Genomic DNA, 13,758 nt, shown 5'->3' on the forward strand with positions numbered 1-13,758 from the left:
TTTGGGATAAACTGCATCCCTATGCTTATATTTAGTCGTTATGAGCTGTTTCTGTTTTATTTTATTCTACTCAACATAAGTGGTTATGATCCAACACAAGCTTGTTGCCATTTGTAATCGAACTTGTATCAAATTGTAATCAAGTATCTAAGTGAACATTTAGCCAAGTATTCAGGCAAACAAAATGTTAGATTTTAGTGTTTCAATGCTGATTCAATCTTTGTAGTTTTAATTACAATATACTACCCATATATACAGCGCCGCCGATTATACTAGAGATTTCACTTTATTACAGTTTTATTGCAGATTTAAAGTAGGTAATTTTATGAAAACAAATAACCATAAGTTATTAGTGAGACTAGTTAGGTGAAGATTTTTTATGGAATTTCTATTTTAGCGTTAGGTAATAATTGTTGATACTTTTCAGCTAATGCTTGTTTAGCATCATTATCGCCATGCACTATTTTTATGTGCGATGGTTTATGGCGCATACGTTTTACAAAATTGATGAGTCCGTTTTGGTCTGCATGGGCTGAGTAACCGCTAATGCTGTGAATATTTGCTTTTATCTCTACCTTTTTACCGTCAATAAAAACATAGCCCTGTTTACCTGATACGGTTGATGGCGCTCCGTAATGTTGAATATCTCGCCCTAACGTTCCTTGTGCTTGATACCCCACAAATAATACGTCTGCAGTGCTGTCACTTAAAAACTGTTTTAAATAATTTACTATTCTACCACCGCTGCACATACCACTGGCCGCTATCACTATGGCTGGTTTGGGGTTTGAAAAATGCCTTGCTTTAGCTAAATACTCTATTGTGTTTAGGTGTTCTTGGTGACTATTAACTGTATAAAGCGGCTCAAAATTTAATGGGTGCCGCCCTGCGCTTAACACGCGTTTTGCTTCGTTGTCCCATAGGGTTTTAAAGTGCTTGTATTGTTCTGTAAATTTTGCAGCCATGGGTGAGTCAACAATAATGTCGATATTTTGCCACATGCTGGCTTTGTTGTGCGCCTGTTTATGTAGGTATTTTTGTTGTTGGTGAATTATTTTTTCAAGCTCATATAATAGCTCTTGTGTTCTGCCAATACTAAACGCGGGAATGAGCACAACGCCATTGTCGGCAACTGCCTTTTAAATAATGGATTGTAATTGTTTTGTACGGTTTTTACGGTGTTGATGATTTTTATCGCCATAGGTTGACTCTATTATTAAGGTGTCGGCACGGTATGGGCTTTTAGGTGCAGGTAAAAGCGGTGCATAAGGGGCACCTAGATCACCTGAGAAAACAATTCGATGTTTACGGTTTTGACTTTCTGGCGTATTTAACTCTATTTCAACATAAGCAGAGCCAAGAATGTGCCCTGCTATTTGAAATTTTATTTTGGTTTCTATGCCGCTATTTTCTAAATTTATTTTATGCCACTGCTTATAAGGTAAAAACACTATTTGCCTTTTCAATAATTTTAAACAGGCATCTATAATGGATTTATTTCGGGTTACTCCTACCTTTAACGCATCTTCAATAACTAAAGGTAATAAAGCTGCGGTAGCTTCTGTGGCGTAAATTGCCCCTCTAAATCCTGCGGCAAGTAAGTAAGGAATGCGCCCAACATGGTCAATATGGCAATGTGTTACAATTAAGGCTTGTACCGTGCTAATGTCAAAATTAATAGATAAATTGTCTTCATTGTTGGCAACATCGTTTTCTTTGCCTTGCTCTGCGCCTTGAAACAGCCCACAGTCAATTAAAATGGAGTAGTTATCGCTAAGGTGTAATTGATGGCATGAACCTGTTACGCCGTTCACCGCGCCGTGGTGTTGAATATTCATAAATAATCCTTTATTTTGTGTTGAATAGCAATCATAGCAAATTCAGTAAACTATTGCCCATTTGTGCTGGTTTATATGTAGGTACGCTTTACGAACAACCCTTAATAGCCTGTTCTTACTCAATCAAGCGCCTTGCCCTGATTTATTTTTCCTACGCACAACAAGATCACAAACGTAACTATACGGGTATAACTCTAACGCATATAGCATAGAATACCAATTGGATTATATTTTTGTTAAACGTCCTTGTTAAGCGTTATGTTATTTGATGTTTTGGTTATAATTAGCTAGTGATTAATTTTCTAAATTCTTTTATTTCTTTTTGTGGTGGTAAGCCAAATAGTCGTGCATATTCACGACTAAATTGTGATGGACTCTCGTAGCCAACTAAATACGCAGTGTTTGTGGCATCGGTATTATTAAACAACATTATTTGTCGTGCTTGGGTTAACCGTAAACGCTTTAAGTATTGCAATGGACTAAAGCCTGTTGCTTTTTTAAATTGATTATAAAAATTTGATGTACTCATGTTAATTATTGTTGCTAGTGCTTCTACGCTAATTGGTTTAGCAATATCTGACTTCATTATGTCAATTATTTTTGCTATGCGATGCATATTGCTACCGTGCAAGTATGTTTGAATAATTGATGAACCATGGGGGCCACTAAGCAGGTGATAATGTATTTCTTGTTTAATAATAGATGACAAATAAGGAATATCTTTGGGGGTGTCTAATAACTGCACTAAACGCATAATACAATTAATTAGCCTTTCATTAATACTTCCTACAAAAATACCTTTTTCAGTTTTATAGGGTAATTCATCTTTTGCTTGTAGTTTTAGGGCGAGTTCGGTCATTATTTGCATGTCAATATCAATTTGTGCGCATAAGTAAGGTTTACTTATGCTTGCTTTGGTTACCTCACCTATTAAGGGTAGATCAACAGATACGGCCAAGTAGTTGCCCTGAGTATATTGAAATACTTCTTGGTTGAGTAATACCTGTTTATTCCCTTGGGCAACCACATAAATAGAGGGTTTATATACCACAGGTAACCTATTATTGGGTGCTGACATTTTATAGCAGTGTAACCCTTCTATCTTAGTTGTATGTATGCCATCACATTGAGAGTATTTGTTAATTAATTGGGCTAGTTCATTATAAGATTTGTTATTATTCATCAATAGACCCCTTATAAAATATGGGTGTTAATGTACATTAATCTAGAAGCTAGTTGTAAGTTAAATTTATATAACTATAGAATTAGGCAATAATTGTAAAGGCTTGTGTAGTAACAAATAAACGCTGTAGGTATAAGATATTATTTATCATTATCAAATCATGAAATACATTATGTTAACTATTCAACCTATTGCAATTGTAACTGGCGCTTCTAGAGGAATTGGCGCAGCCGTTGCAATGCGTTTAGCTACCGATGGTTTTTCAGTGGTAGTTAATTTTTCTAATAATGACAAAGCTGCATTAAATGTGGTGGAACAAATTAAACAGGCAGGAGGAAAAGCAGTAGCGATTAAAGCAGATGTGTCAAAAGCGCTTGATGTTACGAGGCTTTTTGATCTAACAGAGTCTACCTTTGGTTCACCTGATGTATTGGTTAATTCTGCAGGTATCATGCTTTTGTCGTCAATAGCGCAATGCAGCGACAACACCTTTGAAAAAACAGTTGCTGTTAACTTTCAAGGTACATTTAATACCTTACGAGAAGCCTCTAATCGGTTAAAAGAAGGTGGGCGTATTGTTAATTTTTCTACTTCCGTACTTGGTATTAACTTACCAACCTATGCCATTTATGCTGCAACAAAAGCGGCAGTTGAGGCAATGACAGCTATTTTTGCAAAAGAATTACGTGGTCGGTCTATTACAGTTAATGCGGTTGCACCGGGTCCAACCGCAACTGATTTATTTTTTGTAGGAAAATCAAACGAGCAAATTGAACAATTAGCTAAAATGAGCCCATTAGAACGTTTAGCTGAACCAGGAGATATTGCCAATACGGTTGCTTTTCTTACCAGCAAAGAAGGTGGATGGATCAATGGGCAAACATTAAGAGCAAATGGTGGTTTGGTTTAAGATAATAAAGATTGGGTGGCAACCCTGATAGCCACACCTCGGCACATGAGTCGTCTGCTGCGGTTGCTTCCTTCCGGACCTGGCCGAGTTCACAGAGTATCATTGCGAGGGGACCAAAAGGGTCACCATAATGAATTGAACAACGAGGCAATATGTTTGCTGCTCAATTGGCGCGAATTATCGCTAATCAACGCTAGGTATGCAAGTACTAGTTGGCAATTTTACACAAGCGCTCTACTGTATGGGTATTTTTCATACAAAAAGCAAAATATTTTAAAGCCTTTTTTGTCGGACTGAAGTCTAACCTACATTTTGCTTTCACCCCCAACGGTAAGGTGTAGAGGGGATTTTTTGTCGGACTGAAGTCCAAGCTACATTTGCTTTCACCCCCAACGGTAGGGTGTAGGGGGAATTTTTGTCGGACTGAAGTCCAACCTACATTTTGCTTTCACACACAACGATAGGGTGTAGAGGGGATTTTTGTCGGACTGAAGTCCAACCTACATTTTGCTCTCACACACAACGGTAGGGTGTAGGGGGAATTTTTGTCGGACTGAAGTCCAACCTACATTTTACTTTCACACACAACGGTAAGGTGTAGGGGGTATTTTTTGTCGGACTGAAGTCCAACCTACATTGACTCTCACCCCAATGTAGGGGGGTAATTTATTGCCCGACTGAAGTCCAACCTACATTTGCTTTCACACACAACGATAAGGTGTAGGGGGTAATTTATTGCCCGTTTTTATTTAGTTAATTAATCCCATTTTTTTGTTTGGCTAATTTTTCATGTAGCTCTAATAAAATAGACTTTATTACTAATAAATTATCTTTGCCTAAACGCAATAATAACTTGTCTGAATCAGGCAACGCTTCAAGCTGAGGGTTAGCAAATTTATACATAACACTGGGTTGTACAAGTTCCATTGACGATTTTGGCAGTTCCATATCTAAAACCCGCGTAATGGCACTTTGTAATGTGTTAGTAAAATCATCATCGTAACCTAGCTCACTATAAGCTTCGTCAATCAATGGTTTTACCTCTAAATACCATTGAACTAAGCTGTCGCTGTCCATGGAGCGCAGTAGGTCTATATACAAGCTGAAACGTTTGCTCGACTCTTCGTTCCACTGTAAAACCTTTTGTGTTTCTGCCTGTGTTGTATCTCCTTTTTGAGGTGTAAACTTAATACTGGGGAGAACAAATGGGCTATGTTCGTAGGCAACTGTTCCCTGAGAAAAGTTATCGGTGAACACAACAAAACGGCGGATCATGTCATCGTCAATAATCAGAGCGAGTAACTCTTTTCGCCAAGTAAGTTCAGGAAGTTTTATTTTTAACCAAGCATCGCTTTCATCTAATGTGGGTAATGGCTCTTTTGGTGGAAGCACTTCTTCCTCAATAATTTCTGCTATTGGCGCTTCTTCAATTTCAGGTTCTGAAACTTCAACCACTTTTTCAGGCTCTGGTTCAATCACCTCTACTGTCTTAGGTTCGTTAATAACCACAGGCTTGGCCTTTTCGCCAGTAAATTGCCATGCAACAACTATAGCAATTACCAATAAAATAATAACAATAACAAGAGGCCATATGGCTTTATTTACCGTTTTGTTTTCTGTGTCATTTAATGGTTGATTTAAGTTGTTCATATTCACCTGTGCTAATTTATTTTTCACTAATAATTCATCATTTGGGCATAAGCAGTTGTTTTTTCTGAGATGCTAATACCTTTAAATATTGCCAAACGGTTTCTACTTGAGATATACGTTTGCTTTCAGGGTGCGTTACTAAATAAAAGCTACGCACCAGTTTGATTTCATTCTTACAAAGCTTTACTAAGCTAGCATCTTGCTCGGCCAAAAAGCAAGGTAAAATTCCAATACCTAAGCCACTTTTTATGGCGCTAAATTGGCTAGTAATACTTGTACTTTGAAAACTGGGTTTAATATCGGCATTTAATTCTTTTAAATAAGATAGTTGCTCAGTAAATAGTAAATTGTCTACATAACTAACCCACTGATACTTTGACAAGTCTCTAATATTTACTTCATTTTTTATTTGTTGAAGATAATTTGCATGCCCATATAATTGCAATTGGTAGTCGCACAATTTAGCAATAATAGTTGAGGTGTTTTTTGGTTTTTCAACCGCTATAGCAATATCAGCCTCATTGCGACTTATTTTTACGTCACGAGCAAAATGCACTAGCTCTATTTGAATATTTGGGTAGTTTTGTTTGAGATCAGTTAAATGCGGTGCAATAAAAAAACTACCAAAAGCTTCAGTTACGCCAATTCGTACTCGGCCACTATTTAAATATTTATGCTCTTTAATTTCATCAAATGCTTGCCCTGCGTCAAGTTCCATTCGTCGTGCAAATTGTAACAATTTTGTACCATCATGCGTGAGAACATGACCATCGATGGTGCGCTCAAAAAGCTTAGTTGCTAAACTTTCTTCTAGTTTATGTAAACGACGAGATAGTGTTGAAGCATCTATCATTAAGCGTTTTGCAGCAATAGATAAACGCTCGCTACGCGCCACTTCTAAAAATAATTTAATATCATCCCAGTTCATGGCTTTAGCATAGCACACATTATTAATTTTGCATAAATGCAATGTGCGTTGCATTTATGCGTATTGCTCAATCAAAACTAAAGGACTATTTTAGTCTTAACTTTATAAATTAAATATATTACTTATACAAAGGGTCTGTCATGTCTGTTAAAGAAATTCCATTAATCATCAATGGTGAAAAAATTCGCTCAACTACCGATACTTGGTTGGATGTTTTAAACCCTGCAACACAAGAAGTTGTAGCGCGTGTGCCTATGGCAACAAAAGAAGAGGTGGCGTCTGCTGTTGCTAGTGCTGCAGAAGCGTTTAAAACGTGGTCTAAGGTTTCTTTAACAAACCGTATGCGTATTATGCTTAACTTTCAACAACTCGTTAGAGAGCATACCCAAGAGTTAGCTGAATTAGTTACTTTAGAGCACGGTAAAACACTTCCCGATGCAGAAGGCGAAGTGGGACGTTCTTTAGAAGCCATTGAAAATGCTTGTTCAATTACACGTTTACAATTAGGTGAAATGGCAAACAATGCGGCAACAGGTGTAGATACTTATACGTTGAATAAACCACTTGGTGTGGGTGTTGGTATTACCGCTTTTAACTTTCCGTTAATGTTACCGTCTTTTATGTTTCCGCCTGCCATTGCTTGTGGTAATACTTTTGTTTTAAAACCATCAGAGCAAGATCCTTCGTCAACTATTTTACTGGTTGAGCTAGCGCTTAAAGCGGGTATTCCTGCTGGCGTATTGAACGTTGTGCACGGTGGCCCTGATGTGGTTAATCAGTTAATAGAAGCAGATGAAGTTAAAGCGGTTTCTTTTATTGGTTCAACAAACGTTGGTACGCATGTATATAACCATGCAAGCAAGTTTGGTAAACGCGCACAGTCTATGATGGGTGCTAAAAACCATATGGTTATTATGCCTGATGCTAATAAAGACCGTGCTATAAATGATTTACTGGGTTCTGCTTTTGGTGCTGCAGGACAGCGTTGTATGGCAAACCCTGTCACTATTTTAGTAGGTGAAAGCCGTAACTGGTTACCTGAAATTGTAGAGCGTGCCAAACAAATGAAAGTTGGCCCTGGTACGCAGCGCGATGCTGATTTAGGCCCAGTGGTATCTCCTCAAGCTAAAGCGCGTATTATTAGTTTGTTAGACTCTGGCGTTAAACAAGGTGCAACCTTGTTGGTTGATGGTAGAGATTGCCAAGTAGATGGATATCCAAACGGTAATTTTGTTGGTCCTACTTTGTTTACTGATGTAACGACTGATATGGATATTTATACGCAAGAAATTTTTGGCCCTGCTTTATGTGTGCTTGAAGCAGAAACGCTGGATGAAGCAATTGACATAATTAATGCTAATCCTAATGGTAATGGTACCTCATTATTTACCTCTTCTGGTTGGAACGCTAGAAAATTTGAGAATGATATTGATGTAGGGCAAGTAGGTATTAATGTACCTATTCCTGTACCTGTTGCGTTCTTTAGTTTCACTGGCTCTCGTGGTTCTAAATTAGGTGATTTAGGGCCTAACGGTAAGCAAGTAATTAGTTTTTGGACTTATACTAAATCAGTGACTGCACGTTGGTTTGAACCTGATCACCAAGACGGTACAGATATTCATACAACGATTAGTATGAAATAGTGTGAATTAAGGCATAATTTATAAGATCAACCAATGTAGGGCGTAATTTATTGCGCTGTGTCAGAATAAATTCTAACCTACCTTTGTAGGGCGTAATTCATTGCGCCATGTCAGAATAAATTCTAACCTACATTGGTTCATACAAAAATGTAGGGCGTAATTCATTGCGCCATGTCAGAATAAATTCTAACCTACATTGGTTCATACAAAAATGTAGGGCGTAATTTATTGCGCTGTGTCAGAATAAATTCTAACCTACATTGGTTCATACAAAAATGTAGAGCGTAATTTATTGCGCTGTGTCAGAATAAATTCTAACCTACATTGGTTCATACAAAAATGTAGGGCGTAATTTATTGCGCTGTGTCAGAATAAATTCTAACCTACCTTTGTAGGGCGTAATTTATTGCGCTGTGTCAGAGTAAATTCTAACCTAGATTGAGTTATACAAAGCAATTCATAACGCCAAATTAAAACCCTTTTTCTCTTAAAAATCTTTCATAATTTTCAACCGCATTTTCATTACCTTTATTGCGCTGGCAAACACTTTTTTGGTATTGGTAATTAAAAACGTCAAACCATAAATCGAGTAAATGACCATTACTCTGTTCTCCCGACATTTCAAGCACTCTTGCTGCAACTTCAGCCGTAGAAAACTGATGTTCTAACGCGGTTTTTCTAACGGTATAACGTGAGTCTTGCCCCACAGGCGAACAGCGTTCATAATTCATCAATTCTTTGCTGTGCAATGACTTTTTAGGATCAAAAGAAACAAGAGGAAATTTATCTAGATAAGGACTTTTACGAAACATTTTTTTTGCTTCACGCCAGCTACCATCAAGCATAATAAATAACGGCCTTTTGCCCTGAGTACAAACTACCTCTTGGGTAAAAACTTGCCGTTGGTTGTCTGCATATTCTTGCGGAAATACAACAAATGGCTGCCATTTTTCATCATTCAGTAATGTGAGTAATTCTTCATTTTTGGTTGTTCTAGACCATAAAAAGGCAAAAGTGTCGGGAATTAGATCTGCTATTAATTTACCTGTATTACTGGGTTTTAATACTTCAGTGTCATACATTAACAGAAGAAAACCTGCATTAGTTTTTACCGTATTATGTTGAGGTGCAATAGCGCAAATACAATATTGTTTAGCTAAACGACATAAGTCACAACGTTTTACACGTTGGCCTCTCGCTTTATAGGTTGTTGTACTAAGGCTTTTTCTAAATTGATGTAATTGGTGAACAGCGTGCATGTTTGACCGAGTAAAAGTAGGAAAATAAAAAGGCTCGTTAATGATAACATTACTGAGCCTTTATCGCTTATGTCATGCTAATTAACCATCACATCAGGTTAATTACATTAATTTTTTATTATGTAAATTACTTTCGCTAAATTGCTTAACCGTTATAACATTAATATCAGCTAAAGGGGAAACGCTCGATTTTAACTGTTCTTCAAGTTGGTCAATGTCAACTACAGCAGCACATAAACTGTTAGCTTTTTCTTCTATTTTTTTAGTTCTTAATTCCATTTCACGTTCAACATTTTCACCAAAGTTTTCCATACGGGTTTCAAAATCCTGGGTGTCACCACCTGAAAACATTTGTTGTCCTAATGACATCATTAACATACCCATTGAATTTACCACGGCTTTTTCTACCGCTGTTTGAATACGTTGTTCAAAATCATCGCCCAGTAGCTCTTTATCTTCTAAGCCATTTTCTCCTAGAGTAAAACCGTGTTTTATGGTGAATTTTTCTGCTAATTCACTCTTTATTGCCGATAATTCTTCAGTTAAACCAACACTTGCATCATTGCCTTCACCTAATAATTCATTAAAAGCTAGGTTAACGCCCTCTATTGCGATATCAACACCTTCAATAGCTACTTGCCTTGCTTGTGGTATTGTAGTGCGAATTCGACTCGTATATTGCTTTACTAACGCTTGCTGAGTTGAGTTTAACGTAATAGTTTTACCACGTACTGTTAACTTATCGTTATTGTCGATGCTATAAAGCGTGTTTTGCTTATTTTTAGATTCAAAGAATACTAATTTTGATTCATCAACCGTCATACCTGCTTTTAGGTCAACATCACACGTGTTGTTGGCATATACCACTGTAGTTGAAAATAGCGAGAACAAAGATGCCGCTATTAGCGTATTGGGAAGTAATGTTAATTTAGCTTTATGTTTCATGGTGGCAACCTTTTATAAATGTTTGCTGAAAATGTTAATTGAATAAGCTACTACAAATACAATGCCACTTTTAATACCTTATTTATCAATAGGATACTAAACGCTCAACAACTATTGCTTATCAAAAACCTACTATTTAGTGTAAAAAACCAATTATTGGTGAGCATGCATTAAAAACTTTGCATCTCGAACAATCGAGACTGACAGCGCTGAAATTCAAAACTTAACTGTTTTCCTTGGTACAGTTGCGTAATATCAACATCTGCGCTGATAATCAATTGTATTTTTCTATCATAAAATTCATCAACCAAGGCAATAAAACGACGCGCTTCATCGTCTAAATGTCGTAATTCGCCCATTAAAACACCGCTGCGTTGGTAGCCATCTTCAATGCCTGAAAACACAGCGGGTATCAAATTTCCAGAAAACTGCGGCACATTGCTTATCAGTACGGTGTCAAACTTATCTGCAATGTGGATATAGTCGCGTTGGCTTCTTGGCCCAGAACACAGTGCATAAAAATCAAACCAAATATGCCTAGGGGTTTTTGCTAAATAACTCAGTTCTCTATTATTCACCACAATACAGTTTGATTTTTCTTCAACTAAATGCGGTGTGGCGCTTTCGCGTAAGGCTTGAAATCGATCAGTTAATAATTTTTCACCATTTTGTTGAGTAAAATAATAGTTTTTATAGGCTTGGTCAGCAATATTTGTTAACCGATGGTCTGTATCACCGTCAACCGAAATTACTTGGCAATAGTGATTTATCAAGGCGATGGTTGGTACAAATCGTTCACGTTGCAAACCATTACGGTAAAGCTGTTCAGGTTGGCAGTTAGAAGTAAAAACTAAAATTACGCCTTGCGAAAATAAGGTTTCAAACAAGCCTGCAAGCAGCATTGCATCACCAATATCATTAACAAAAAACTCATCGAAACATAACAATTTAAGGTTAGCCGCCCACGTACTCGCTATGTGAGTTAATGGATTGTTATTCAGGCGTTCCCCTTGTGCTGACTGTTGCATAGACGACCGTTGCATAGACAGTTCGTTTAACTGTTGGTGCACGCTTTCCATAAAGCGATGAAAGTGTATTCGTTTTTTCTGTTTTATTGGAATATTTTGATAAAATAAGTCCATCAACATGGTTTTGCCGCGCCCTACTCTGCCATAAAAATATAAACCTTTAAGTATCGAGTTGCTTTTGTCCTGCACTTTTTGTGATAGATATTGAGTGAACACATTAGCGGATGGGGTTTGAGCATTATTTTGTGTGGCAATTAACTGCGTTGCTAGCTTGTCTAGTTCGTCAACAGCAATAGATTGTGCTTTGTCTTCACAAAGCACTTTTTGTTTTAGTAGTTGTTGGTAATGTTTGCGCAAAATATATAACTTATTATTCGACTATTTGTCTCATTACTTGTCTTGGTATGTACTTAAACAGTTAGGTGACGTACTTTATATGTACGCCCTTTCATTTTACCTGTTGATAATTTTTTTAATGCGGCTTTTAATACTTTTTTATTTACAGCAACATACGATTTATTGTCTAGCACATTAATTTTGCCTACCTCTTTTCCTTGCACCTCAGCTCCGCCATTTTTAGGGTCAGTACTTTTTGATGTTAATGCTCCCAAAATATCACCTGGTCTAACTTTCTGCTTTTTGCCGCCATCAATTTGAATAGTCGACATTTTGGCTTGTGTTCTAGCATTATTCAACACCTCTGTTGAAGGTAATAATTGAGGCTTAATAACTTGGTCAAGCGTATCTTCAATTAACCCTACTTTGTAGCGTTCTTTATCACTAAATAAAGAAATGGCTTTTCCTTGCGCTCCTGCACGCCCAGTACGACCAATACGATGAATATGCACCTCACTGTCGTGGGCAATATGGTAGTTCACTACTAAGTCTAAAGAGTCAATATCTAACCCACGGGCAGCAACGTCTGTTGCAACAAGAATAGCTGCGCTTTTATTGGCAAAACGTAATAGGGTTTGATCTCTGTCTCTCTGCTCTAAATCACCATGAAGGGCTAATACGCTAAAACCGTCATCATGCAAATTATTGCATACGGCTTGGGTTTCTTTTTTAGTGTTACAAAATATCACTGTTGATTCAACAGGGTTTGTTAACAAGAGTAAACGGAGTGCTTCAAATCTTTCTATTTCATTTTCAATGGCATAAAACTGTTGGCTGATATTAGACTGATCTTCACTTGCACTGACTTGCACCATCACTGGGTCTGTCATGATGCTTTCACTGATCGCTTGTATTTGCTTTGGAAAAGTAGCGCTAAATAATAGTGTTTGGCGGTCAAGTGGTGTGCGCTCAATAATGTTGTCTAATGCAGCCTCAAAACCCATTTCTAACATACGGTCTGCTTCATCAAGTACCAGTAAGTTTAAGTCGTCTAATTTCAATGTGCCTTTAATTACATGTTCTTCAATTCTGCCGGGAGTACCCACAATAATATGAGCACCATGCTCTAATGAGCCAATTTGTGGGCCAAATGGTGTGCCGCCACAAAGCGCTAGCACTTTAATGTTATGTACCGCACGAGCCAATTTACGAATTTCTGTTGCCACTTGATCAGCTAATTCACGCGTTGGACATAGCACCATTGACTGAATTCTAAAGCGCTTTACTTGCAATTTTTCTAACAGTGCTAAGCCAAAAGCGGCGGTTTTTCCTGAGCCAGTTTTGGCTTGTGCAATGACGTCTTTTCCTACCAGCATTTCTGGTAAGCTTTGCGCTTGAATTGGGGTCATTTCTTGATAGCCAAGCGATGTTAAGTTTTTCAACAAATCTTTATGTAAGTTTAATGAAGAAAAAGCTAATGGAGATTTGCCATTATTAGTTGTTACGCTCAAGATAGTGCCTCTGTAGTGTTCAAGTTAGATGTAATACTTACCGTTAGGTTTTAATTAAAGTAAAAACTTTCAAGGGAAAGTGAATGAGCGCATAATAGCAGCAAACTTGCTTTACAGCCATTTAATCAACAGGGTTTAATTTACTTGACCTAATTAACAGCTACCCACTTAAAGAATAAATAATGAACCGTAAAAAGAAAATTAACGACACTTTAAAAAAGAAACAAAAAAAAGCGAACGCTAAATTACATACAAGTAACAAGCCTCGTTACATTTCTAAAGCAGAGCGAGAAAAACTAGCATTAGCTGAGCAAGCGCTAGAAGCTAAGTAACCTGAGCTCGGCTTAACAAATGCTTCTCTAGCAGCTATTTTTCCTTACTTCTGCGTTAAATTTACTTGCAATAGACCAGCTATTGACGCGAAATTTGCCTTGAATTAAGAAAAACTATCAAGCTAGAGATATATTATAAAAAATTTTATCGATATTTCAATTTGTTAGCTATCTCTTAAACCGAGTTCAGGTTAA

At 37.2% G+C, this 13,758-nt stretch carries 10 protein-coding genes, 1 other RNA gene and 1 pseudogene; 3 read left to right on the forward strand and 9 right to left on the reverse strand.

From position 1 onward, the window contains the following. Window positions 1-377 precede the first annotated feature (377 nt). Both ACE1OF_RS13375 and ACE1OF_RS13380 read right to left on the reverse strand, forming a co-directional pair. A pseudogene (locus tag ACE1OF_RS13375) lies at window positions 378-1,838 on the reverse strand (MBL fold metallo-hydrolase RNA specificity domain-containing protein). Window positions 1,839-2,121: 283 nt separating this feature from the next. Then, the gene (locus ACE1OF_RS13380; protein WP_448895145.1) at window positions 2,122-3,021 is read right to left on the reverse strand and encodes an AraC family transcriptional regulator N-terminal domain-containing protein; all 900 of its coding nucleotides are present in this window, start codon (window positions 3,019-3,021) and stop codon (window positions 2,122-2,124) included. 172 nt (window positions 3,022-3,193) lie between these two features. On the opposite strand from ACE1OF_RS13380, the gene ACE1OF_RS13385 reads away from it, so the two are divergent. Then, window positions 3,194-3,931, forward strand: a complete 738-nt coding sequence (locus ACE1OF_RS13385) for an SDR family oxidoreductase (RefSeq protein ID WP_448895146.1) — start codon at window positions 3,194-3,196, stop codon at window positions 3,929-3,931. Between the two features lie 22 nt (window positions 3,932-3,953). On the opposite strand, the gene ffs is transcribed toward ACE1OF_RS13385, so the two are convergent. The 3 genes from ffs to ACE1OF_RS13400 all read right to left on the reverse strand — a co-directional run bounded on the left by ffs (window position 3,954) and on the right by ACE1OF_RS13400 (window position 6,563). Then, window positions 3,954-4,050: signal recognition particle sRNA small type (gene ffs, locus ACE1OF_RS13390), an RNA gene on the reverse strand. 634 nt (window positions 4,051-4,684) lie between these two features. After that, a complete protein-coding gene (locus ACE1OF_RS13395; RefSeq protein WP_448895147.1) occupies window positions 4,685-5,608 on the reverse strand; it encodes a DUF3014 domain-containing protein in 924 nt (307 codons plus the stop codon). Between the two features lie 10 nt (window positions 5,609-5,618). Further along, a complete protein-coding gene (locus ACE1OF_RS13400) occupies window positions 5,619-6,563 on the reverse strand; it encodes a LysR family transcriptional regulator (protein WP_448895148.1) in 945 nt (314 codons plus the stop codon). A gap of 86 nt (window positions 6,564-6,649) precedes the next feature. On the opposite strand from ACE1OF_RS13400, the gene ACE1OF_RS13405 reads away from it, so the two are divergent. After that, complete coding sequence (locus ACE1OF_RS13405; protein ID WP_448895149.1) at window positions 6,650-8,152, forward strand: CoA-acylating methylmalonate-semialdehyde dehydrogenase; 1,503 nt, start codon at window positions 6,650-6,652, stop codon at window positions 8,150-8,152. 470 nt (window positions 8,153-8,622) lie between these two features. Here the strand turns inward: ACE1OF_RS13405 and ACE1OF_RS13410 are convergent, their stop codons facing one another. The 4 genes from ACE1OF_RS13410 to dbpA form a co-directional block, all read right to left on the reverse strand. Beyond that, a complete protein-coding gene (locus ACE1OF_RS13410) occupies window positions 8,623-9,411 on the reverse strand; it encodes a tRNA-uridine aminocarboxypropyltransferase (RefSeq protein ID WP_448895150.1) in 789 nt (262 codons plus the stop codon). Window positions 9,412-9,513: 102 nt separating this feature from the next. Continuing rightward, entirely contained in the window at window positions 9,514-10,356 is an 843-nt protein-coding gene (locus ACE1OF_RS13415) for a DUF2884 family protein (protein ID WP_448895151.1), read from the reverse strand. A 170-nt stretch (window positions 10,357-10,526) separates the two neighbouring features. Then, on the reverse strand, window positions 10,527-11,741 hold the full coding sequence (gene zapE / locus ACE1OF_RS13420) for a cell division protein ZapE (protein ID WP_448895152.1): 1,215 nt from the start codon (window positions 11,739-11,741) through the stop codon (window positions 10,527-10,529). A gap of 53 nt (window positions 11,742-11,794) precedes the next feature. Next, the gene (gene dbpA / locus ACE1OF_RS13425) at window positions 11,795-13,231 is read right to left on the reverse strand and encodes an ATP-dependent RNA helicase DbpA (protein ID WP_448895153.1); all 1,437 of its coding nucleotides are present in this window, start codon (window positions 13,229-13,231) and stop codon (window positions 11,795-11,797) included. 182 nt (window positions 13,232-13,413) lie between these two features. Here dbpA and ACE1OF_RS13430 point away from each other — a divergent pair, with 182 nt between their 5' ends. Next, window positions 13,414-13,563: a DUF2986 domain-containing protein gene (locus ACE1OF_RS13430; RefSeq protein WP_448895154.1), complete on the forward strand. Its 150-nt coding sequence runs from the start codon at window positions 13,414-13,416 to the stop codon at window positions 13,561-13,563. Window positions 13,564-13,758: the final 195 nt, after the last annotated feature.

Source organism: Colwellia sp. E150_009, from assembly GCF_053543955.1.

Coding starts and splice junctions, on each gene's coding strand:
- ACE1OF_RS13380 (WP_448895145.1), bottom strand. CDS start 3,021: ATGAATAATAACAAATCTTATAATGAACTAGCCCAATTAATTAACAAA.
- ACE1OF_RS13385 (WP_448895146.1), top strand. CDS start 3,194: ATGTTAACTATTCAACCTATTGCAATTGTAACTGGCGCTTCTAGAGGA.
- ACE1OF_RS13400 (WP_448895148.1), bottom strand. CDS start 6,563: ATGCAACGCACATTGCATTTATGCAAAATTAATAATGTGTGCTATGCT.
- ACE1OF_RS13405 (WP_448895149.1), top strand. CDS start 6,650: ATGTCTGTTAAAGAAATTCCATTAATCATCAATGGTGAAAAAATTCGC.
- ACE1OF_RS13410 (WP_448895150.1), bottom strand. CDS start 9,411: ATGCACGCTGTTCACCAATTACATCAATTTAGAAAAAGCCTTAGTACA.
- ACE1OF_RS13415 (WP_448895151.1), bottom strand. CDS start 10,356: ATGAAACATAAAGCTAAATTAACATTACTTCCCAATACGCTAATAGCG.
- ACE1OF_RS13430 (WP_448895154.1), top strand. CDS start 13,414: ATGAACCGTAAAAAGAAAATTAACGACACTTTAAAAAAGAAACAAAAA.